This window comes from Bradyrhizobium huanghuaihaiense (assembly GCF_025200885.1).
Taxonomy (GTDB): domain Bacteria; phylum Pseudomonadota; class Alphaproteobacteria; order Rhizobiales; family Xanthobacteraceae; genus Bradyrhizobium; species Bradyrhizobium huanghuaihaiense.
The window spans coordinates 6,956,289-6,978,833 of the sequence record NZ_CP104172.1 but is presented as its reverse complement, the minus strand read 5'-3'; the positions used below and the strand labels follow the sequence as shown (position 1 = coordinate 6,978,833).

22 protein-coding genes are annotated in these 22,545 nt (G+C 61.7%); 13 read left to right on the top strand and 9 right to left on the bottom strand.

The annotated features are described in order from the left end of the window. Positions 1-3: 3 nt before the first annotated feature. Entirely contained in the window at positions 4-315 is a 312-nt protein-coding gene (locus N2603_RS32910) for an inorganic diphosphatase (RefSeq protein WP_260385401.1), read from the bottom strand. 227 nt (positions 316-542) lie between these two features. On the opposite strand from N2603_RS32910, the gene N2603_RS32905 reads away from it, so the two are divergent. From N2603_RS32905 to N2603_RS32890, 4 genes are all read left to right on the top strand, one after another. Next, positions 543-818 (top strand): DUF305 domain-containing protein, encoded by a 276-nt coding sequence (locus tag N2603_RS32905; protein ID WP_260385400.1) that lies wholly within the window; start codon positions 543-545, stop codon positions 816-818. Positions 819-902: 84 nt separating this feature from the next. Further along, on the top strand, positions 903-1,130 hold the full coding sequence (locus N2603_RS44990) for a con-10 family general stress protein (RefSeq protein ID WP_018645204.1): 228 nt from the start codon (positions 903-905) through the stop codon (positions 1,128-1,130). A gap of 439 nt (positions 1,131-1,569) precedes the next feature. Then, positions 1,570-1,770, top strand: coding sequence for a hypothetical protein (locus tag N2603_RS32895; RefSeq protein ID WP_260385399.1), 201 nt, complete (start codon positions 1,570-1,572; stop codon positions 1,768-1,770). Between the two features lie 15 nt (positions 1,771-1,785). After that, positions 1,786-2,193: a hypothetical protein gene (locus N2603_RS32890; RefSeq protein WP_260385398.1), complete on the top strand. Its 408-nt coding sequence runs from the start codon at positions 1,786-1,788 to the stop codon at positions 2,191-2,193. A gap of 238 nt (positions 2,194-2,431) precedes the next feature. On the opposite strand, the gene N2603_RS32885 is transcribed toward N2603_RS32890, so the two are convergent. Then, positions 2,432-3,415, bottom strand: coding sequence for an AraC family transcriptional regulator (locus N2603_RS32885; RefSeq protein WP_260385397.1), 984 nt, complete (start codon positions 3,413-3,415; stop codon positions 2,432-2,434). A 798-nt stretch (positions 3,416-4,213) separates the two neighbouring features. Here N2603_RS32885 and N2603_RS32880 point away from each other — a divergent pair. Together N2603_RS32880 and N2603_RS32875 are read left to right on the top strand one after the other, a co-directional pair. Continuing rightward, positions 4,214-5,389: an OpgC family protein gene (locus tag N2603_RS32880; RefSeq protein ID WP_260385396.1), complete on the top strand. Its 1,176-nt coding sequence runs from the start codon at positions 4,214-4,216 to the stop codon at positions 5,387-5,389. A gap of 202 nt (positions 5,390-5,591) precedes the next feature. Then, positions 5,592-5,813: a hypothetical protein gene (locus N2603_RS32875; RefSeq protein ID WP_260424318.1), complete on the top strand. Its 222-nt coding sequence runs from the start codon at positions 5,592-5,594 to the stop codon at positions 5,811-5,813. 173 nt (positions 5,814-5,986) lie between these two features. On the opposite strand, the gene N2603_RS32870 is transcribed toward N2603_RS32875, so the two are convergent. The 4 genes from N2603_RS32870 to N2603_RS32855 form a co-directional block, all read right to left on the bottom strand. Further along, positions 5,987-6,850 carry an aldo/keto reductase gene (locus N2603_RS32870; protein WP_260385395.1) on the bottom strand — a complete coding sequence of 288 codons (864 nt, stop codon included), beginning with the start codon at positions 6,848-6,850 and terminating at the stop codon, positions 5,987-5,989. Positions 6,851-6,936: 86 nt separating this feature from the next. Continuing rightward, entirely contained in the window at positions 6,937-7,755 is an 819-nt protein-coding gene (locus N2603_RS32865) for a DUF3108 domain-containing protein (protein WP_260385394.1), read from the bottom strand. Further along, positions 7,755-8,684 carry an NAD(P)-dependent alcohol dehydrogenase gene (locus tag N2603_RS32860; protein ID WP_260385393.1) on the bottom strand — a complete coding sequence of 310 codons (930 nt, stop codon included), beginning with the start codon at positions 8,682-8,684 and terminating at the stop codon, positions 7,755-7,757. Before N2603_RS32860 ends, N2603_RS32865 begins: the two co-directional genes overlap by 1 nt. Before the next feature lie 20 nt (positions 8,685-8,704). Then, positions 8,705-9,319, bottom strand: a complete 615-nt coding sequence (locus tag N2603_RS32855) for an FMN-dependent NADH-azoreductase (protein ID WP_260385392.1) — start codon at positions 9,317-9,319, stop codon at positions 8,705-8,707. A 121-nt stretch (positions 9,320-9,440) separates the two neighbouring features. Between N2603_RS32855 and N2603_RS32850 the strand changes: the two genes are divergently transcribed. Then, the gene (locus N2603_RS32850) at positions 9,441-10,034 is read left to right on the top strand and encodes a TetR/AcrR family transcriptional regulator (RefSeq protein ID WP_260385391.1); all 594 of its coding nucleotides are present in this window, start codon (positions 9,441-9,443) and stop codon (positions 10,032-10,034) included. Between the two features lie 77 nt (positions 10,035-10,111). On the opposite strand, the gene acnA is transcribed toward N2603_RS32850, so the two are convergent. From acnA to N2603_RS32835, 3 genes are all read right to left on the bottom strand, one after another. Next, positions 10,112-12,781, bottom strand: coding sequence for an aconitate hydratase AcnA (gene acnA, locus N2603_RS32845; protein WP_260385390.1), 2,670 nt, complete (start codon positions 12,779-12,781; stop codon positions 10,112-10,114). Between the two features lie 21 nt (positions 12,782-12,802). After that, positions 12,803-14,122 (bottom strand): MFS transporter, encoded by a 1,320-nt coding sequence (locus N2603_RS32840; protein ID WP_260385389.1) that lies wholly within the window; start codon positions 14,120-14,122, stop codon positions 12,803-12,805. A 117-nt stretch (positions 14,123-14,239) separates the two neighbouring features. Next, entirely contained in the window at positions 14,240-15,124 is an 885-nt protein-coding gene (locus tag N2603_RS32835; RefSeq protein ID WP_018645191.1) for a GntR family transcriptional regulator, read from the bottom strand. A 301-nt stretch (positions 15,125-15,425) separates the two neighbouring features. Between N2603_RS32835 and N2603_RS32830 the strand changes: the two genes are divergently transcribed. From N2603_RS32830 to N2603_RS32805, 6 genes are all read left to right on the top strand, one after another. Then, on the top strand, positions 15,426-16,496 hold the full coding sequence (locus N2603_RS32830) for a lactonase family protein (protein WP_260385388.1): 1,071 nt from the start codon (positions 15,426-15,428) through the stop codon (positions 16,494-16,496). A 321-nt stretch (positions 16,497-16,817) separates the two neighbouring features. Next, a complete protein-coding gene (locus N2603_RS32825) occupies positions 16,818-17,468 on the top strand; it encodes a response regulator (RefSeq protein ID WP_026312337.1) in 651 nt (216 codons plus the stop codon). Positions 17,469-17,623: 155 nt separating this feature from the next. Then, positions 17,624-19,393, top strand: coding sequence for a hybrid sensor histidine kinase/response regulator (locus tag N2603_RS32820; RefSeq protein WP_260385387.1), 1,770 nt, complete (start codon positions 17,624-17,626; stop codon positions 19,391-19,393). A gap of 552 nt (positions 19,394-19,945) precedes the next feature. Next, positions 19,946-20,677, top strand: coding sequence for a sulfite exporter TauE/SafE family protein (locus N2603_RS32815; RefSeq protein WP_018645186.1), 732 nt, complete (start codon positions 19,946-19,948; stop codon positions 20,675-20,677). A 293-nt stretch (positions 20,678-20,970) separates the two neighbouring features. Beyond that, positions 20,971-21,159, top strand: coding sequence for a hypothetical protein (locus tag N2603_RS32810; protein ID WP_260385386.1), 189 nt, complete (start codon positions 20,971-20,973; stop codon positions 21,157-21,159). 110 nt (positions 21,160-21,269) lie between these two features. Beyond that, positions 21,270-22,538, top strand: a complete 1,269-nt coding sequence (locus N2603_RS32805; RefSeq protein WP_260385385.1) for an NHLP bacteriocin system secretion protein — start codon at positions 21,270-21,272, stop codon at positions 22,536-22,538. The last annotated feature ends 7 nt before the right edge of the window (positions 22,539-22,545 follow it).

Below are 22,545 nucleotides of genomic sequence, written 5' to 3'. Positions count from 1 at the left end.
GGCTCAGCGGGCCAGCCGTTTGATGGTCTTGGTCGCTCGGTTGGGGCCATGCCATCCAAGAAACTTCAGCTCCTTGTTTTCCAACGCGTTCGTCGCACGAAAGAACTGTTCAAGATCATCGCGCGCATGGGAAGGGAGATCGCGGATATCCTTGAGATTGGTTTCGAGCGGTGATCGGTCGGGCACAGCAAAAATGCGATCGTTTCGCTCCGACTTGCCCTTCTTCTTCTCGACTTCGAGAATGCCAACCGGACGGCGTCTTCGCTCGCCATTTTGATCCTCCTCCAGGTGCCCCACAATGAATGTATTGGGCATCCATCCGTTCCTGCAAATGGCGGCGCGCGGTTCGTTGCAGCCCAACGGCGGGACAGCTTCTCAGGTGCTGATGTCGTGATCTTTGGTGCGCCGGACGCGACGCCGCATGTGCCAAGCCGCGCCAGCCATGCCGCCAGCGCTCCCTCGGCTCTTCGCGAGAGCCCGCAGAAAATTGCGAAAGATCCGTCGATTTGGGACCGGTCTGCTCCAGCGCGGAGCGTGCGGCGATGCCGGGCTATTTGACGACGGCACAAATGGCGGAGGTGCGGCAAGCGGACGATGGGACGTTTGACGCCGTCTTTATCCATCTGATGAGCCTGCATCATGCGGGGGCCGTCCAGATGGCGGAAGATGAGTGGCATTCTTCCGGCGATCCACGCTTGCGTCTGATGGCGCACGCCATCCGACATGAGCAACAGGGCGAGATCGCCTTGATGAAGAATGTTGGCGGCATCGAAGCCGTGCGCCAGGCAACACGCAATATGCTGGCGAATAATCTCTGACCAACCTTCATCTTTGTCCGAGGAACGAGCCGCGGGTGTTGCGATTAGCCTCCATGGGCCGGGCAACAATGAAGGAGAAAACAGATGGCAGATGAACAGCGCGGTGGCTCCGGAAATTTCGCCAACGATCCGCAGCGTGCCTCGGAAGCCGGCAAGAAGGGTGGCGAGCACAGCCGCGGCCAGCAGGGTCAGCAGACGCAGGGCGGACAAAAGCCCGGTCAGCAAGGCGGCAGCTCGTCGGACAATCCCGGCAACTTCGCCAATGATCGCGACAAAGCCAGTGAAGCCGGGCGCAAAGGCGGTCAATCCTGAGAACGTTCCGCAATGAACCAGCGAGGCCAGGACGTCGACAGGATGTCCTGGCCTCATTTCTTTCACAGCTCTTCTTCAAGGCCTTCGCCCGCCCCGCTGCTACGCACCGAACTTCAAAGGTCGCTTGGCCGCCATCTGCCGAAGCTGATCCATGCGGCACTGCGCCGGCTTCTTGTCAGGTCGCCGGCGGATGATCTTCGTGCAGGGCCGAAGCCGATCGCCGTTATGTGATCGTAGGACACGTCAACGACGTAGGTTGAGAAGTTCTGAAGGTTGTGCCGGGAGGCCCGTGAATAGCCGATCTTCCAGGGCCGTCGACAATCACAACGTCTTCCAAAGAAGGCTAGACTAACCGACCTCCGGCGATCGTTAACATTTTTGAATCGCATTGCGCGAGAACGCGGTTATAGTGAGACTTTCCCTGCTTTGGGGGCAATTCATGTTTGATACGGCAACCACCGCGCTTTTGCGCGCGGTCCTCGACGAAGTCTGTGAAAGCGTTTCGCATTGCGAGATCGGAGCGCGTACCCATGTCGCCTCGAAGATTTTGGAGGCGGCTACCAGAGGCGAGGTGTCGCCCGACGAGCTCAGGCAGGTGGGTCGGGACGCCCTTTCACACGCGCCTACGATGTGGCGCTGATAGGTCGAGGCGCGCGTGAATTTCCAGGTCACGGTGCTGAAGATCCTGGTGAGCTATCCGGATGGCTTCGCCGTGATGGAGGATCTCAAGCGCGACATGGCAATCCTGGCAACCAGCGGCCGGGATTGGGCCGATCGGACCAGGCGACTGGCGGCGCGCGTGCCGGACCTCGACATCTTCTCCCAAGGGCTGGTGGACCGGGAAAGCGGCGGCTGGAAGATTACCGCGAAGGGGCGGGCTGTGCTGGAATTCATGGAATCCCGTCTAGCGGCGCCGGAACCGATCCAGGCGCCTTCGGTCGAGGAGGTAGTGCCAGCGGCGGTTCCTCCGCTGCGGCAGCCCGCGGATCGTGCCATGAGGCGCCGCGAACGCCGCGAACGTCGTCGCGAGGCGCGCGAACGGGCGAGGGCGAACGCCTCCTGAGACGAAATTGAAGAAAAGCCGCCAGCGGAGCTCGGCGGCTTAGCCGCTGACCTGTGCACCACATCCTAACACCAGGCAGCGGCGAAGAGAGGAGGGCGCGAGCAGAACCCACCCGGTATAGCTAGCCGCGACCGCTCCGCCGCCCAAACTACACGCGAGCACCTCGCATTTGAATGGGGGCCATTTTTCTCCGGCGAGAGTGCCGTTCAGGACGCAGGGTGCCCGGGGCCTGTCAGTTCTATGCTCGGCCGTGATCCCTGCCGGCGTAACGAACCCCACGCGGCGAATCGCCGAAGCGAGCTCGGAACAGGCGATTGAAATGCGAAACATCCGAGAAGCCTACCTCCAGCGCGATATCGGAAATTAGCTGCGCGCTGACGCGCGCCTCGGTTAACAGTTTGAACGCAAGTTGGAGACGTAGCTCATTCACGTGCCCGGTGAACGATGATCCTGATAACGCCATCAGGCGCTGCAGATACCGAGGTGAAATGCCTTGGCGATGAGCGACCTCCTCGACGCTAAGCCCAGGCTTCTGAAAGTGTGCCGCGATGTAGTCGAGTACGGCGCTGTGGCGCGCGGTCACGACCGCACTCGTATCGCTGTCGCCCAAGGGAGCGCACTCGCTGACCGCGAGCGCAACAAGATCACAGGTGTGGGCTACGACCGCATCACGCAGCTTGGGGGCCGCCAGAGCCCCCTCCTTAAATGCTGACTTCAGATAGGCCATGAGGAGGCGGAGTGGTTCATTTCGCTGAGGAATCGGCCGCATGGCGAGGCTCTCGATATCTGTCACGCGCTGCGCAAGCGCCTCGCGGGGTACCGCCAGACCAAATAGCATTCCGTCGATATAGGTGACGGTAGCGGGCTCCGAATGCAGAATCGAGGTTGCGTCGCCCGCGAAAAGATCGATGTCCCGGCCGCGCTGCGACAAACGACTTTTGCCGGGTAAGCAGACGATGAGGCCGATCGAGTCGTCGCCGTCAGCAACGCTCGCCCGCAAGCGCTTGAAGCGCATGGGAGAGCCTTTCAGTGCGAGCGTGCGTAGACCCTGGAGCGCCTGCAATGTTGCGTCGGCTTGAAACGGAACGTTCGTTAGAGGTTCGATATCGACGTGAACTATTCCCCGCACAAACCTCTCGCGCCATAGTGGAAGTCGCATCCGCTCCGGATGCTCGCGCGTCGAGAATCGATGCGATACGAAATTGGCTGCGTCCGTAGACATGGGGACCTCCAGCCTTGATAAGCCACTGGGTCAAAACGCTGCGGCGGTCAGCTGCCGGTATCCGTCTTTTGCAATTCGCGCACCGACCGTCTCCTCAGGTACGCAGGATTCCAAGAAGCTACTTCATTTGTCTGCTAGTCTCATTCACCTGTGATTGATGCTGATGTGAACTGGATCACGTGGCGACCAGAAAATTACGGCAATTTTTGATTGCAAATGCCGCGTGCAAATATCTCCTTTAAAGGAAGATGATTGTAATGGCTCTATTTCAAATTGCTGCCATCGGATCCGGTTTGAACGTCCCTGGCAGGCTGCAAGGCCAGATCCAACTTTATTACACTGCTCGCGACTGATCGGGTTCATCGGCCCCGCGGGCAGAAGTTCCGCAGAACAACACTGTCCTCTGATCCGATTTCCTATCGTGCCTTGATCGCCGCATCACCTTTAAGGTTCGTCGGACCCAAATTACTTCCCGGCACTGTTCCTTTTTGGCTGCCGATGAACTGGTCGAAATCTGTCGCATGGGACGTCGACCGTGGTGATCAGGAAGAGGTTCGATCATGTCCACCATACTCGACATGCTTTATCGCGAGTACTGCCGGGCCCGCCTCACCGAAATGCGAAAGCAGCTTTTGATACGGGGCGTTGACGACAAAATCCTGGCAGCGCCTTGGGAGGACGATGATCCTCCCGACCCTGGCGCTCGAAGGAGTAGCCGGGCGACGAAGGAGTCTCCATCATCCATCGGGTAGCTGGAGCGCGTTGTCGACCCCATGAGGCGCGAGCGCGGGCCAACAGATGGACGATCGAACTCAAACCTCGACACGATTGTTCGGCGAAACTCCGCCGGAGTTCAGAGCGGACGGCCGCGATCTGCGCATCGATGTCTGCCGCGGGATCGCGTTATGGTGGATCTTTCTCGATCATGTTCCCAATAACATCGGGAGCTGGCTGACACCGCGCAACTACGGCTTCTGCGATGCCGCCGAGATCTTCATGTTCCTCTCGGGCGTGACCTGCGCGCTGGCCTACGGCAGGGCGCGTGAGCGCGAGGGCTGGAGCGGCATGATCGGCCGTTCGCTGCGCCGGGGATGGGACATCTACGCGGCGTTTCTGCTGCTTACACTCGCTTGCGCCATCCTGGTCTACCTTGCGGGCAGCGATGATCTCGCCGACGGGAGCAATACGCGAATTCTGCTCGAACGTCCGGGCGCGACGCTTGCGCACGCCGCAATCCTGCAATACCGGCCTGTCAACACTGACATCCTGCCGGTTTTTGTGATTTTTCACGTGCTGTTCGCGCCGCTGCTGTGGCTGCTGCTGCGAGCGCCGAACGTCACGCTTGGGGTGTCCTTGTTGCTCTACGCGGTCGTGCACGTCTTTGGTTGGAGAGTTCCCGCCTGGCCCAACGGCGTCTGGTTCTTTAATCCGCTGGCTTGGCAGTTTCTGATTGTGTTGGGCGCATGGTGCGTCATTGAGGGAGAGAGATTCCGGCCGTGGGTGATGTCGCGCTTGACGCTTGTTCTGGCCGTTCTCTATCTAGTTTTCGGCCTGGTCCTTGCACAGAGTTGGAGCATCGAGCCGCTGGTCTCGCAAAGTTTGAGGGACCTGCCATTTCCACTGGATAAATCGAATCTCAGTCCGATACGGCTGCTGCATTTTGTGGCTCTTGCAATGGTGGCGCTACGATTCATTCCGCGGAATTGGGAGGGGCTTTCGACGCCGGTGCTGAGCTGCGCGAAGTGCTGTGGCGAGAATTCGCTGCCGATCTATTGTCTCGGCGTCCTTCTGGCGCTCGCCAGCCAGCTTACGCTGCTCGATTTCTCGGAGGGGCTTGCGATGCAGATCGTGGTTAGTGTTGCCGGAGTGCTGACGATGATCGGCGTCGCGCGGTTACTGAACGCGATCGGCATCCAGTGCGAACGGAAGTCAGCGGGGACGCAGTCGATCGGGAAAGGTCCCCCGGTTCGCTGAACTGGTAGAGCAGCCGAAGAGGCTTCTGACTCGCATTTTCGCTACCAGCTTCAGATGCTGGCGGACAGTTACATGACGTTGGCAAAGAGTACTTCGTCTTGGAGCGATCCGGCAAGGTCCTTGAGATATTGGAGCGATCCCGAAAGAAGTCTGACATGTCGGTAAAGCGCCAGCCTTCACCTTTGGTTCTACCATCGGAAAACTGAAGGAAGGCCCAACTCGCGACGCCGCGCCCGCGTGGCTGACCTCCGGAGGTGCGGAGGCGAAAGGATGCATCAAGGGAGCTATCGTCGGGGGTGTCGCCGGCCACATGGCCGGCCGCGGCAAGCTTGGTGCTGCGGCCGGCTGCGTGATCGGCCATCACGAAGCGAACAAGTCGGATCCGAACAAGGCCAACGCACAGCAGCCGGCCCGCCAGAAGTGAACGGTTCAACCGGTCGATGCTCGAACAGGCGGGTATCGCGACGTTTGTTCGGTTGAGCCGCGATGCCTCCCCGGCTGGGGAGCTGCTGCACAGCTCTGCCAGCCGAGCCGGAAGAGGGGTGGTTGAGCCGCCTCGACCGGAGCGGATTGACCGAATGTGACGCGCTGATTGTATCAGGCGAGATCGGCAAGGTCTTCCTCGGTGAGGAAGATATCGCCGGCGCCCATGTTTTCTTCCAGATGAGCAATGGACCCGGTGCCCGGGATCGCGAGCATCATCGGCGATAGGGCCAGCAGCCATGCCAGGGCGATCTGGTTGGTGGTCGCCTTGTGCCGGGCCGCGATCCGGGCGAGCCGATCATCGTCAATTTTCGTCGTCCCGCCGCCAAGCGGGAAGAAGGGACTGAAGGCGATATTTTCGGCTTCGCACGACTTCAAGAGGGCAACGTCTCCTCGCTGGGCGATGTGAAAGTTGTTCTGCACGGCGACAACGGGGGCGATCTTGCGCGCCTCCTGCAGATGGTCCTCGTCGATATTGCTAAGACCCAGGTGACGGATCAGCCCTTCTTCGCGCAGGGCAGCGAGAGCTTCGAACCGTTCAGCAACGGACTCTCCGTGGGGTGGGGCCATCGCGCCGATGCGGAGATAGACGATATCGAGCCGATCCAGTCCGAGGGTCTCAAGATTCTCCTCGACCAGTTGTCGCATCTCGGCGCCGGTGCCTGCCCGGAAGCTGCCGTCCGCGCCGAAGACAGGCCCCACCTTGGTCGCGATCACCAGATCCGAGGGATAAGGATGAAGCGCTTCGCGGATCAGGCTGTTCGCGCGAACCGTCTTGTCGCTGCTGTAGTAGAACGCGGCGGTGTCGATGAGGTTGACTCCAAGTTCGACGGCACGACGCAGCACGGCGCGGCCCGTGGCAGGATCTCGGGCTGGCCCTCGGAATCCGTTGGCAGAAAGGCGCATGGCGCCAAAGCCGATCCGGTTGACGGTCGTGTCACCGCCGATGAGGAAATTCGTCGTTTTGGTTGATGGCATTTTTTACTCTCTCGATATTTGTCCGACGACGCAGTCGTCGCGAACGTTGCGTTTGATGGATTCCGGCGTTGTCAGTTCCCAGCGGGTCAACGTCCGTCGATGCTGTATTCATCGAGCTGGACGCTGCCCGTTCCCAGGGGCAGCGGCACCGTCGCGGATATCAGCAGGGCATAGGGAATGCCCTGCAAAGCAGCCAACCGGACCGTGATCCCCGTGTTGGACATCATAAACCTCGTCGTGGTCGCGTCCGGATTGTGACCTGCGAGCGGCTTGTAGCGAACCGAGCAAACCGTAACGGGACCCTTGTACGCGCGAGACTTGACCTGCTCCGATCCTGCATAAGTAAACTCCAGGTCCGAGCGTGCCGCTCCCGTGAAAAGGCGCACGGTCCGTCTGCACATCGACGGGTCAAGATCTCCTCCGTTCTGTTGCACCGGCATGATGAGTGCACTGAGGGGATCGACGACGTTCCTTCTGTGCTCTTCCGTCAGCGGAATCCTCGGACCATCGGTCTCGATCGGCGGGTCGATTTCGGCAGCTGTGATGTTGCCGGCAGCTGATGCCACGCGGATCGTGCGTGTCTCGGCTCCAGCCTGGCTGAGCGAAAAAGACGACGGCAGGATCTGTCCGTCCTTCAATATTCCATCAGCTTTCATGCTCAAACGGTACGGCCTTGCGACGGCTGCAATGCCGCTCAGATGCGCGGTGAGATCGGCCTCGTAGCTCGTGGGACCGATGTTGCTTGTCGTCATGAGCTCGCCAACCCGGACTCCGAGATACGACAAGGAATATTTGGCGCGAACCGTGGCCGCATCCGATGCCGGTATCTGGATTGTCAGACTTGATGCCACCAGAAGCGCGCGGAACGCGCTTCGTTTGGCGGGCAAGGCGAGCCGCTTCGCCATCATAGCGCGAGGACAATTCGGCCGGGCCCGCGAAAGCCGGACTCCGCGTTTGCAATCGCGGTGAGGGCCTCGCTGAATGGCTTCTCGAGGCCGATCGTCGGCCGCAACACACCCTCATGCGCAAACTGGGCGATCTCCGGGAGATGCTCGGTTCCCATGGTCGCGAAAGCCATCTTGTAATGCCCGGACAGCATTCCACGGAGGACTCGTCCTGGAGTGGGATTGATGTCGACGAACACGCCTCCACGGTTGAGCATGGCAAGCCCTTCACTCACGGACATCGTTCCCGCCGTATCGAAGATCGCATCGAACTTCCCGGCGCTTCGGTAGGAGGAGCTGTCAGCGTAATTGAAGACCGGGTCGACGCCCGCGGCCCTGGTCTTTGGCATGGCGGCCTTGCCACACGAGCCAGACACCGTCGCGCCGCGCGCCAGCGCCAATTGCACCGCGAACGCGCCGACGGCTCCGCTACAGCCGTTGATGAATAGGCGCGATCCGCTGCGGGCTTGTGCCTTGTCGATGATTGCAGCCCAGGCCGTCGTCGCCGGGATCGGAAGGCAAGCAGCTTCGCCGAAAGAGAGCTGCGGCGGCTTTCTTGTCAAATATCGGGAGTCGACCACGATGGACTCGGCAAAAGCGCCGGCGTTCTTGAAGTCCATCGTGCCGAAGACGTCGTCTCCAAATTTTACGTTCGTCACGTCATCGCCGACCGCCTCAACGGTGCCGGCGTAGTCAGACCCGACCCCTTTCGGAAACGTTCTGCCGATGATCAGTTTCATGGCACCCTGACGGAGCTTCCAGTCGAGGGGATTGATGGCGACTGCCTTCACCTTGACGCGCACCTGGTGGCGTTCGAGCGGCGGCGGAACGTAGTTGCCGAAATACATTTGTTCCGGACCGCCGAAGCGATCGTACTGAACTCTCTTCATGGCGGGCTCTCGGTTCTGCATCAGTGTGAGGCCACAAGGCTTTCGATCTCGGCCGAGGCCGCCGCCATGGCGGCATTGCGGCTTTCCGGGCTGATGCCGAGACCTTCCGCACGGATCGCGGTAACGTCGCTGACGCCGAGGAAGGTGAAGAACCCTTTGAGATACTTCTCCTGATGATCGAGCCCGGCGGCCGGCTGACCCTCGCGATAGAAGTTGCCGCGCGAGGACGCGATGATCACGCGTTTGCCCTTTGCAAGCCCTTCGACACCGTTGGGGGTGTAACGGAAGGTCTTGCCCGCGACCGCCACGCGATCGAGCCAAGCCTTGAGCTGCGAGGGCAGGGAGAAATTGTACATCGGCGCGCCGACAACGACGACATCGGCGTCAAGGAAGTCGTCGAGAGCTTTCGCATTTCGCGCCGCGTTCTCTTTTGTGGCGGCATCCTCGGGTGTTGAGCCTCGCTGAGCCAGCAACTCCGCACCGGTCAGATGCCCGATTGGCTCGGCCGCAAGATCGTAGCGGATGACCTCGGTGGCGGGATTGAGAGCGGTCAATCGCTTGACGATGGAGTCGGAGAGCCGCCGGCTGGCCGAATGATCGCCAAGGATGCTGGCGTCGACATGCAGAAGTTTCATAGTCCGTGTCCTTTCAAATGGTCCCGCGATGGAGCTTCCGGAAATTTACAGTCTGTGTAATTTAAAATATTACAGTGACTGCGAATTTACAAGGGGTGTGGTTTTTGGTATTCGAAATGCCATGGAAAACGAATCGACGGCTCCGGAGGGATGGCGCGAGCAGAAGCGTCGTGAGACGCGGCAGCGCATTGCCGAAACCGGGCTTAATCTCTTTATCGCCAATGGATATGAGGCGACGACGCTGGAAGCGATCGCGGCGGCTTCCGGCATATCTGCGCGAACATTCTTCTATTATTTCAGGTCGAAGGAAGACATTCTGCTCGCCTGGCAGCAGGGATTGCCGGATGCCGTCCGCGCGGCGATCCTTGCAGAATCGCCGGAGCAGCGACCCCTTCACCTCGTGCGCAACGCCTTCTTGAAGCTGGCGGTGCAGTTCAGCTCCGAACAAGCCGTGGCCATCGATCGCATTTTGCGTTCGACCGAGCAGCTTCGGGCGAGCAATCAGGCGAAGTTCTTGTTGATGGAGAAAGCGGTTCTTGAAGCTCTATCCGAACACTGGCCGCAGGCGCGCCGACGCAAGGCGCTCCAAGTCGTTGCGATGGCCTCTGTCGGGGCGATGCGTCTTTCCGTTGACGCATGGGGCGACGAAGCAGGTCAAAAGCCGCTCGCAAGCTTCATCAAACAGATGTTTTCCGCGTTGGAGACCGAGCTCTAGCAATTGCGCAAGCACGCGTCGTACGAGACGTCGTGTTATTCCGAGACATCGATAGGCTCGTCGGGAGGACCACAAACTCAGCCGACGATACCATCCGCAAGAAGCCGCTCGATGCAGACCCGCTTGCCGGAATGAGACATGGCATTGCGCAGGATGAGCGGCAGCAAGCCGCCTGCACGAAGAATTGCGCATTCCAGATTGGTTTCGATCGCAGCCGTCGCGACAAACCGTCCGGTTTCCACGCCGTTCCGCAGGATACGCACGGCGACGATTGCGCGTGGGGCGATCGTCTCCGCCGAAGCCTCGATCTCGATGCCGTCGTCCGGCCGGAGGTCCAGGTCCTGCGGACGACGATCGGCAGGCAGGCGAAGCGGCAGGATTCCCATGCCGATCAGGTTGGAGCGGTGGATGCGCTCGAAGCTCACGGCAAGGACCGCACGGACACCGAGCAGCGCAACGCCCTTGGCGGCCCAATCGCGGGAGGAGCCCATACCGTAGCGCTCGCCGGCCACGATGACGACGGAGCGGCCTTCGTCCGCGTAACGCTCCGCCGCGCCCCGCAGAGACACACGCTCGCCTGAGCCGGCGTGAATCGTTGTTCCCGGAGCGATATTCGGGCCAAGCAGGTTGCCTACGCTCTTGTTCGTGAACAGTCCGCGGAGCATCACCTCCCAATTGCCTCGGCGGGAGGCGAAAACGTTGAGGTCGCGGGAGTCCTCGCCGCGAGCGACGAGATACTCGGCCGCTTCACTGTCCGCCGCGATCGCGCCAGCTGGCGAGATATGATCGGTGGTGATGTCGTCTCCAAGCACCAGCAAAGGCGCCGCCTGGTAGCGACCCAGCCGCGTGCCGGTACCGAGCCCCGCAAAAGGCGGTCGCCGGATATAGGTGGACGCGTCATTCCATGGAAATAGCGCTGTGCCGGGAGCTTCGAAAGCCGCCCACTCGGCGCTTGCTTCGGCTGCATCATAGGCATCCGCGTAATCGCCGGCGTTCTGTGCCAGCGTCAAGGCCTCGTCGATCTCCTGGCCCGTAGGCCAGATATCGGCGAGGCGGATGTCTAACCCGGCGGCATTGCGGGCGATGGGATCATGCAGGATGTCGCGACCAACGTCTCCGGCGAGTGCAAAGGCAATCACGAGCGGGGGCGATGCCAGGAACGCAAGTTCGATCTGGCCGTGCACGCGGCCGGGAAAATTGCGATTTCCTGACAGCACCGCGACGGGAGCGAACTCGCGGGCCTGCATGGCCTTGGCCATGGCGGGCGCGAGCGGTCCCGAATTGCCGATGCAGGTCGTGCAACCATAGCCGACAATGCCGAAGCCGAGCGCTTCCAGATCGGCGAGCAGGCCGGCACGTTGCAGATAGTGCTCTGCTGCGGGCGATCCCGGCGCAAGCGACGTCTTGACCCATGCCGGAGGTTTCAGTCCCAGTCGTCGCGCCTTGCGCGCAACGAGCCCTGCGGCGATCAGGAGCCGTGGATCGGACGTGTTGGTGCAGCTAGTGATCGCGGCAATCGCCACGGCGCCGTCGGCCGGCTCATCCGTGTCGGACCGATCCGGCACGGGCGTGCCGGCCTTGTTCGTCAGCACAGGCGCCAGCGCGTCGGCCGCCTTGCCGGCGGAAATACGGTCCTGCGGTCGGCGGGGCCCGGCCAGGCTGATCTCGATCTCGCCGAGATCGATCGAGACAGTCTCGGTGTAGCGAGGCATCGCGTCCGGATCGAGCCAGAGCCGCTGGCGACGTGCATAGGCCTCGATCAGCTCGAGCTGAGCAGGCGAGCGGCCCGTTTGCGCCAGATATTCGAGCGTGCGCGCATCGATGGGGAAGTAGCCGGAATTGGCGCCGAACTCCGGCGTCATGTTGGCGACGACGGCGCGCTCGCCGGCGGAGAGGCTCGACACGCCCGGTCCATGGAATTCGACGAAGCGATCCGCAAGATCGATCCGCCGCAGCCGCTCCGTGACGGTGAGGGCAAGATCGGTCGCAAGCACACCCTCGCGCAGCCGCCCCGTGAGGCGGACGCCGACCACGTCGGGCACGCGCATCGTGACCGGCATGCCGAACATCACACTCTCGGCTTCCAGTCCGCCAACGCCCCAGGCCAGCACGCCGATTCCGTTGATCATCGGCGTGTGGCTGTCGGTGCCGATCAACGTGTCCGGGACAGCCCATGCCGTCCCATCGCGCTCGAACGTCGTGACCACGCTTGCAAGCCGCTCGAGGTTGAGCGTGTGCATGATGCCGGTGCCCGGCGGATGGATGCGGACATTGTCGAGCGCGGCGCTCGCCCACTTCATGAACCGATACCGCTCGCCGTTGCGCTTCATCTCATGCGCCATGTTGAGTTTCACCGCGTCGGGGCGAGCGAATACGTCGACGCCGATCGAGTGATCGGTCGAGACGTCGACCGGCAGCACCGGATTGAGCCGCCGGGGATCGCCCCCGGCTTCCGCGAGCGATGCGCGCAGGCCCGCGATGTCGACCAGCGCCGGGCCGCAGGTGGTATCGTGCATCAGGACGCGCGAGGGCTGGAATGCGATCTCACGGTCGCTGCGGCCATGCGCCAGCCAGCCCAGGATGGCATCGATTGCCGATTGCCGATCCTCACGGCCGTTGCGCAGCACGTTCTCGAGCAGGATGCGCAGGATCACGGGCAGGCGAGGGAGCTCGTCGCGTGCAACAGTCGCGATATCGGCGATGCAATAGGCTCGTGCGCCACTGACGAACGTCGCGAATTCAGTCATCCCTGTATCCTGTCTGTCCGGTCAAGCAGGTTGCTCGGCCGGTTGCGTCTGCGCCTTGCCCTGGTTCTCCATCCTTGCGAACCAGGTCATCAAGAACGAGACGAACAGCAGAGCGCTGAGGAGCAGAAGCCCGCCATAGGTGCTGCCGGTCGCGTCCTTGATGGCGCCGATCGCGTAGGGCCCGGCGAAGCCGCCGAGATTGCCGATCGAGTTGATCGCCGCGATGGAGACGGCGGCGGTCGAGCGCGTGAGAAACAGGCCGGGCAGCGACCAGAACGGCGACTTGAAGGCGTAGATCCCGGCCAGCGATAGCGAGATCAGCGCCATCGCGATGGCCGGCTGAACCACCAGTCCCGAGAGCGCGAGCGCCACGGCGCCGAGCAGCAGCGGAATGGCCGAGTGCTTCTGCCGCTCGCCGGTGCGGTCGGAATTGCGTGACCACAACACCATCGCGACCGTGGCGAAGGCGTAAGGCAGCATCGCGACAAGGCCGACCTCGAAATTGGTCAGCGATGCGGACAGCCCCTTGATGATCTGCGGCATCCACAGGCCGATGCCGAGATTGCCGACCTGATAGATGAAGTAGATCACCGACAGGAACAGCACCTTGGGATTGGTGATCGCCGCAATGATTCCGAGATGTTGCACGTTGCCTCTCGCGGCGTGATCCTTGCGCAGCTCCTCGCTGAGCCAATCGCGCTCTTCCTTGGAGAGCCATTTGGCCTGCTCGGGGCGATCGGTCATGACGAAGTAGTTGATGACGCCGGCAATGACGGCGGGGCCGCCTTCCAGTAGCAGCATCCAGCGCCAGCCGCTGAGGCCGAAGCCGCCCACATGATCCATGATCCAGGTGCTGAGCGGCGCGCCGATCAGGTACGATACGGGAATGGCCGCCGTGAACAGCGCCACCATCGTCGCCTGCTCCTTGGCGCGGAACCAGTAGGTCAGATAGATGATGATGCCGGGAAAGAACCCGGCTTCGGCAACGCCGAGCAGGAAGCGCAGGACGTAAAGCTGCATCGCGCTCTGCACGAAAGCGCTCGCGGTTGCCACGAGGCCCCAGCTGATCAGGATCCGCGAGATCCAGATGCGCGCGCCGTATTTGTTGAGGGCGACGTTGCTCGGCACCTCGAACAGGAAATAGCCGATGAAGAAGATGCCGGCGGCAAAGCCGAAGGCCTCGCTCGACAGCGCGAGCTCCTTGTTCATCTGAAGTGCCGCATAGCCGATATTGGCGCGGTCGAGATAGGAGATGACGTAAAGGCCGAAGCAATAGGGCACGATGCGCCAGAACACCTTGCGCATGGTGGATTGCTCGACCGTCGCTGCGGTTGCGGACATTTGGCGTTCCCTTGCTGCGTTTCCGTGGGGCTTGTCGGGCAACGCCAACCTCCCCGAAAGGCGGGCGCCTTGCGGGCAGTTATGCATTTTATAATATAAAATGCAATACGGCCGAGTTTAGACCTTCGGCACCTTGATCAGGCCGGCGCCTTCGATGTGCACGCGAAGGAAGTCCGAGGCCTCCTGCCGCAGGCCTTTTTCCAGCAATGTCAGGATGTTGATGTGCTCGCGGCACTGGATGGGAAGGCGGCTGCGGTCCACGGTGATGCGGTACTCCACCAGCCGCCGCAGGCGGTTCACGCGCTTGACCGCATCGACGAAAAACGGATTTCGTGCACAGCCGACCAGCATTTCGTGGAACTCGGAGTTGGCGGCGAATATCTCGGAGCGCGAGGCGCGTTTGTAGCCGCCGTCGAGCAGCCATTGCTGCTGCTCGCGCGCCGCTGCGAATGCCGCCGGGTCGATTTCGAAGCTCGGCAGCAGCAGGGCTTGCGGCTCAAGAGCGACGCGCAGCTGATAGCCCTGCTGATAGCTTTCGCGCGACGTGAGAAGAGGGCCAAAGGCCCAGCCATTGCCGGGCAGGCGCTCGATCCAGCCTTCATCCGCGATTTTCGTGAGAATCTTCAGGAGCCGCGTGCGGGAGAGGCCATAGCGGCGCATCAGCTCGTTCTCGCTGACCTTGTCCGGAAGCTTTCCGGCAAGCCGGTCTTCGGCAATGGCAAAGTACCACTCGTCCTCGCGCTCCGGCTCGGCATCTTCCGCATCCGGCAGGTCGGGAAGCTCGGCTGCGCTCTTGACCAAAAAGAAGCCGCGATTGGGCTCGGAACGGACGACCTTCATCTCTTCCAGGATTTGCAGTGCCGCGTTGATCGGGGCGCGCGACACCCGGAGCGCGTCCGCCAGCGTCTGGCTCGGCAGATGCTGCTCGGCCTGCAAGCCGTTGGCGCGGATGTAATCGAGGATCCGTGCGGTCATCTGGGTCGCGAGATTGGGACGTGGCATGGGGGGCGACTCGGGTTGCTCCTGACCTGACGAGATGTCGCGCACCGGCGCGGCCTGCACAAGCGGGGCGCGGTCCTTGCGTCTCGTCCATAATTGTGTTTTAAAAAATAAAAAGCAATAATGGGAGGGAGCCGTGACGCCTGGAAATTCTGTTGCGCATCGCGCGCGATCGCTCCGTATCGATGGCGCGCGCCTGTCGCGGCGCATGTTCGCGCGCCTCATCGCCGCCGGCGCCCTGACGACCGCATGGCCCGGCGCATCGGCATTATCTCAGACACCGAAGTCTCACCCGGAGGACCGCATGCCCGAAGGCACTCGCTCATTCGTCTATGTCGGGGCGCGCACCACGAAGGAACGCAACGCCCGCGGCGACGGGCTCAACGTCTATGCGATGGATAATGCAACGGGCGCCTGGCGGCACATCCAGCTGCTGGGTGACCTCGTCAATCCGTCGTTCCTCGCCTTCGATCGGACGCGTCGCTTCCTCTACACGGTGCATGGCGATCTCAGCGACATCACGGCGATGGCGATCGATCCTGTGAGCGGCAAGCTCACGGTGATCAACCGCCGGAGCACGGAAGGAAAGAATCCCGTCCATCTCGCCATCGACCCGAGCAACCGGTTCGTGGTGGTGGCCAATCACATCACCTCCACGCTTGCGCTGCTGCCGCGAAACGAGGACGGCTCGCTCGGCGCCGTGATCGATCTCGTCAAGCTGGAAGGCAAGATTGGGCCACATCGCGTCGAGCAGCCCTTTGCCAAGCCGCATCAGGTCGAGTTCGACCCCTCGGGTGCTTTCATCGTGGTGCCCGACAAGGGGCTCGATCTCGTCTTCACCTACAGGATCGATGGCGAGAAAGGGAAGCTCGTGCTGGCCACCAAGCCGGTGCCGACGCGCGAAGGCGCGGGTCCCCGTCACGTGGCGTTTCACCCCGGCGGGCGGTTCGCCTATGTCGTCAACGAGCTGGACTCGTCCGTCACGGCCTATCACTTCGATGCCGCAACCGGCGCGCTTGCACCGTTCCAGATCGTGTCGGTGGTGCCGGACACCTACGCCGGAAATAGCCGGGCGGCAGAGATCACGGTGTCGGCAGACGGACGCTTTGTCTATGCGTCCAATCGCGGCGATGACAGCATTGCAGCCTTCACGATCGAGCCGGCGAGTGGCAGGCTTTCGCCCATTGGCTGGACGCCGAGTGGTGGCAAGACGCCGAGGTTCTTCGCGCTGGCGTCATCGGATGAATTCCTGTTCGCGGCCAACGAGGACACTAACACGATCAAGTTGTTCAAGCGCGACGGCGCCAGCGGCCGCCTGGTTGCGACGGAGCAGTCTGTCCAGGTGGGAAGCCCGGTTTGCATTCTCTTCCGGTAAGATCGATCCGGCACTCAACCCCAATACACGGCCCAAGCCGCGCATCCCCGAGTGCTGCGATCATAGCGGTTAATTGCCTGCTCGCCGTAGAATAAGGATATCGGGGCGTGGCGGGCCCTTGTGCTGCGAGGATGCGCGCCGCCACTTCGCCGCGCAATCCGGCTACCACACCTCGCACATCGCGTACAACCAGGGGTGGCGCGATCACCGCAGAATTGCCCAGGCGATCACATCCGGCAAATGGATTTGTGGACCCGATCCTTGATCGGAGTTGATTGATGCCCTAATACTGTTACTGACGGGCAACACAGGTGCGGACCGGTGCGGACGATCATTGCTGACGATCACGCGATCATGCGGGAAGGTCTGAAGCAGCTTCTGTCGACCGTGGACGAACTCATTGTCAGTGGAGAAGCAGCGGACGCAGAGGCTGTTCACCGGCTGCTGAACGAAAGCCCCGCCGATCTTCTCATCCTCGATCTCGGCATGCCGGGTGTGAGCGGTTTTCAATTCATAGCTCACCTGAGAACCGCTTGGCCGGAGCTGCGGGTACTTGTCCTCACCGCCAATATCGAGCCGCGTTCCGTTCGAGCAGCCTTTTCCGCGGGCGCAAACGGCTATCTGACCAAGAGCGGCGATCCATCCGAGCTCATCGCTGCGATCGATGCCATCAGAAAAGGCCATGCCTATGTGGCGGAGGAGGTTCGCTTTGCGGTGGACCACCATGACGGCCCGAGCGAAATCCCGGAGCCCTCGGCAGCGATCATATCTCCGGTCACGCTGACGAGACGTGAGCGGCAAATCCTGGCGATGATCCCTCACGGCGTCACCAACCGCGACATCGCCAGCCGTCTCGGCATCAGCCTGCTCACCGCGAGAAAACATCGCGAGAATCTTATGCGGAAGCTCGACCTGCACAATGGTGCAGAACTGACCGCCTACGCGGTCCGTCTCGGCCTTCCGGCGGGCTAGAGCATGATCCGGAAAAGTGGGCGCCGGTTTTCAGAACTATTTCATGCTTAGATGAAGCGACATGGCCGGATGACGATCAGGAAAAGCCATCACGCTCCAGCGCAGTGAAAGTTGTGAGCGGAGCCGCCGCACTTGCCGGCGCGCGGAGAGTTTCGATGCAGGAAGACAAGATACGCGAGGCGCTCGTAGAGCTTCTGTATCGCAATGCCTATGGAGTAGTGGCTTCCAACGTCCTCATCTCCCTGGCGGCGGCATACGTGATGAGGAGCACCGTACCGCCGAGCTGGTTGGTCGGATGGCTCGGTGCGCTCTATCTGCTCACCGCCATACGCGTCTTTGCGGCGCGCCGGTTCTTCAGCCGGAATCGAGAGCCAGCGTCTGTGTCGCGATGGGCGTGGCTCGCGGCCGGGTTTTCCTGCGTGTCGGGACTGCTGTGGGGAATGCTCGGCTGGGTTGGGTTCGTTCCCGAACAGCCCGCTCCTTTCTTATTCACCATTGTTGCCTTGACCGGTCTGGTCTGCGGCACGGTTCCGTCGCTCTCGGCCTTTCCGCCGGCTCTCGTCGGCTCGATCATCGCGACGGTGCTGCCGGTGATGGTGCGCTCCGTTATCAGTGGAGGTGATAATTCCGGCGCATATCTCGCCCTGCTTACGGGGCTTGTGGCCATCAATCTCTATTATTGCCGCACGACGCACCGCATGCTGCGTGAGTCCATCAGGTTGCGCTTGGAAAATGTCGAGCTGGTTGGCCACCTCCAGGAAGAACGCGACCGCGCGCAAGCCGCCGATCATGCGAAAACGCGCTTCCTCGCGGCCGCCAGTCATGATCTGCGCCAGCCGATCCACGCCTTGAGTTTGCTGATCGCCACGCTCGCGACGCTGGGTCGCCGCGGCGCCGTCCAATCCGGCGATGCGCGCGATCTCGCCGGCAAGGCAAAGTCCATCGTCGGAAACCTCAGCGCCCTTCTGAACGGACTGCTCGACATCTCGCGGCTCGATGCCGGCGTCGTCACTGTTGCGAAGGAGACGGTGAATCTCTCCCAGCTGTTCAACCAGCTCAGCACCGAATTCGCCCCGGAGGCGAAGGATCGCGGCCTTGACTGGCGGGTCGTTGAAAGCCGCCTTCACGTGGACAGCGATCCCATGATGCTGAAACGGGTCCTGGGCAATCTGCTGTCGAACGCCTTTCGATACACGGGATCCGGTGGCGTCCTGCTCGGTTGCCGCAGGCGCGGTGCTGCGGTGGAAATCCAGATTTGGGATACCGGCCCCGGCATCCCCGCAGATCAGCAAGCGATGATCTTCGAGGAATTCGTGCAGTTGCAGAACCCGGCGAGGGATCGCACACAAGGCCTTGGCCTCGGCCTCGCCATCGTTCGCCGCACTTCCGCACTGCTGCACCATCCGCTGAAGCTGGCCTCCATCGTCGGCCGCGGCTCGATGTTTTCCGTGACGGTTCCGCAAGCCAGTGCCGTGGCGCCTCCCTCGCCCGATCAACGCGCGCCCCCCGCAGACATCACCATCAGCATCATGGTCGTGGAAGACGAGGGGGATGTTCTCGATATCATGGTGCAGTTGCTCACGCTGCAGGGACATCGGGTCTATGCCGGCCGATCTGCCGCCGAGGTGCAGCGGATTCATGCGGAGGCGATGGCGGCCGGCGATGCGCCCGTCGATCTGATCGTCGCCGACTACCGCCTCGGAGATGGCGCGACTGGTCAGGACGCAATCGAGGCTCTTTGCGGCTATATCGGCCGGTCCTTGCCTGCCGTTATCGTGACCGGCGATACCTCGCCGGCGCGGATCAAGGAAGCCACCGCCAGCGGTCATCGTATTCTTCACAAGCCGATCACCGGCGAGCAATTGCACGAAGCGATCATTGCAGCCTGTGTAGATCGCAAGCAATCAATCGATAGCGACTGCTGAAAGCATGTGCAGCTGCCGCCAGATTGGCGATGATGCGGCCGCGGTTGAGATTGTGTCGCGGCGCTGGTCTCACACCGTGCCGCCACCTGCAGTAGGCTGGGCCTTTTCGACATCAACCTCCTGACCGACACCGAAATACGACATCTGCCGTATCGCTCGCGAATCAACCCGGCGATATCTTTCTCCTCAATTGAACGCGTTTGCGCACCCGCCGATCTTGAATCCGGCAGGTGGGAGCACGGCTGCGCCATCAACAGAGCCTGTCAAGACGAGCAGCTTCGCTTCGAACGGTTACAGGAAGGTCATTTGGATATGGCAATTGCCGATAGCTGCCACGCCCGGCGACCATCGTCGCCCCTCAAGGCGTGGACAATCGCTGTCCTCGCGGGCTTCGGCATTTTGCACGTCGTCGCAGGAGACATGCTGCATCACGCGCCGAGTGTTCGCCCCGCCGAAACGGCAACAATGGCGATCCACTACGACTAGATGGACTGGCTGTTGTCACGCGCGTGAGCATAGACGCCCTCACGTTGTTTTCCAGAAAGCAATGCCATGTCGGACATAGCGGTTTATTTGGTGCTAAGCGGGGCGGTTTTTGCAGGTGCGTTCGTTTCCGGCCTTTCCGGATTTGCGTTCTCGGCGGTCGCCGGCGCCATCCTGCTGCACGTGTTTCCGCCCATGGAAGCCGTGCCTTTGATGATGGCCTGCAGCATCACCGTGCAAGCGGCCAATCTGTATGCGCTACGCAAGAGCATGCAATGGAAAACCAGCCTGGTTTTCATCGCTGGTGGACTATTGGGCATTCCGATCGCGATCTATCTCCTGCAGAACGTGGATACAGGCGTTTTCAGACTTGGGTTTGGAACGCTCGTATCGCTTTACGCGGCATATGCCTTGGTGCGGCCGACGGCTGCCTACTTGCGTCAGATGGACAGCCGGAGCAGGAACGCGCTGGTCGGATTTGGTGGCGGGCTGGTCGGCGGCTTGACAGCGATGCCCGGGGCACTTCCTGCGATCTGGTGCGACATCCACGGTCTCCCGAAAAATCAGCAGCGCGGTCTGGTTCAGCCCTACATCGGCGTCATGCAACTTTTCGCCCTCGCTCTCATGCTTTCGCACCAAAGCCTCTCGTTGAAGGTCTTGATCGACTTTGGCATTTCTCTGCCCGCCTTGGCTGCGGGAACGGCTGTAGGCATCGTGCTGTTCGGACGGGTCAACGAGGCGGCCTTCAAACGAATTATCCTGGGCTTGTTGCTGTTTTCGGGACTTTGCCTCGTGATCTAGACGGGGCCCTCGTGATCTCACACCGCGCCGCCACCTGTGGCGGCGCAGGTCGTTTCGACATTGGCCTCCTGACCGACGACAAAATACGACATCTGCCGTATCGCCCAGCGAAGCAGATAAAGATATGAAGCCTGGTCGTGGTGCGAATTTCGTCTCGGGCATTTGCGTGAGTGGATAGTAGGTGAACCGCCGAAACGGTTTTCCGTAGCGCTCGAAGCATTCTCGAGAAAGACTCGAGCGCAATGTTGGAACGTCATTGTGAAGCTTGGCATTGATGAAACTGGAGATGGAATATGAGCAATACGCAGGACACCAATTCGCAAGGGCAGGCCGAGTCCAGCGAGAGCCTCAAGGACGCTGTGCAGAACAAGATCGCCTCCACGCCGGCGAAGGATGCACTCGGCGACGGCTCGCTGGACGATGTGTCGGGCGGCCTTTGGCCATACGTTATGAGCTCCACTACATACAATAAAGCCATCTGACCACGACCGATGGTCCCGCGGGCGGGTGTCGCCGGCAAGATCTGCTTGAAAAAGCGCAACTATTCCTGCCAAATCCAGCGGAGCAGGGGTCCGCGCTGGCGGGGGGCTGTATGAAACGGGGGACGGAACGAATCTTTCGGGAAGCGGCGATCGAGCGGCTTTCGAATCCCGAGCAGCTTGATCATGTCGTCGGCGTGACGCGCCCGTTCGACTGCGTAGCCGCGGCGGCGCTGGCGCTCGGCCTTGTCGTGCTCATCGCCTGGAGCGTGCTGGGCCGCATTCCGACCCGCGTGTCCGGCGACGGCATCTTGCTCAGCAGCGGCGGTCGCCTGGTCGACGCGGTATCCGCGGTCAGCGGCAAGCTCGCCGCCCTCGAGATAGGCATCGGCGACACGGTGCGCCGCGATCAGGTGATCGCCCGCGTCGCTCAGACCGAGACCGAGCAGCGGCTGCAGCAGGCGAGGGACGTGCTGCGCGAGCGCGAGCGCGAGCATGCCGAGCTCGTCGGTGCGATCTCGCGCGAGATCGACGCCAAGCTTGCAAATTACACGGCTCAGGAAGCGGGCCTCGCCAACGTGATCGCCGCCGCCGAGAAGCGCTCGGTCTACCTCACCGACGAGGTGGCCAAGCTCGAGCCTGCCGCGGCGAGCGGAATCGTGACGCGCAAATATCTCGAGGACCGTCGCGTCGAGCTGAACAACGCGCGCGAGCGTATCACCGACGCCAGGAACGACATTCTCAAGCTCAATGCGCAGCGGCTGGATCTGCAGAGCCAGCGCGAGCGCGACCGCCTGCTGTCCGAGTTCAAGATCAACGATGCGAAGCGGACGGTCGAGCATCTTGGGGCCGAGCTGGAACGGGGATCGCGGATCCTCAGTCCCGCCGACGGCCGTGTCGTCGAGCTCAAGGTGTCCGCCGGCGCCGTGCTTGCCGTGGGCACGTCAGTCATCGAGATCGAGACCGCAGGGCAGGTCCTGGAGGCAACCGTCTACATGCCAGCGGACCGCGGCAAGACCATCAGGCCGGGCATGGAGGTTCGTATCGAGCCGAACACCATCAAGCGCGAGGAGTACGGTGCGATCGTCGGCAATGTGGTTGCGGTCTCGGATTTCCCCGTGACGCCGCAAGGCATGCTTGCGGACCTGCACAACGATGCGTTGGTCAAGCGCTTCTCGCAGGACGGCGCGCCCTATGCGGCGAAGGTCGCGCTGGCGCGCGATCCCTCGACCTTCAGCGGGTATCGCTGGACCTCGGGCAAGGGGCCACCGATCCCGCTCTCGAGCGGTACGCTGACCCGCGCCGAAGTCACGACGCGCGAGCAGCCGCCGATCGATCTGGTGATCCCGTTGATGAAGCGGCTGAGCGGAATCGGCGGTTAGGATCGCC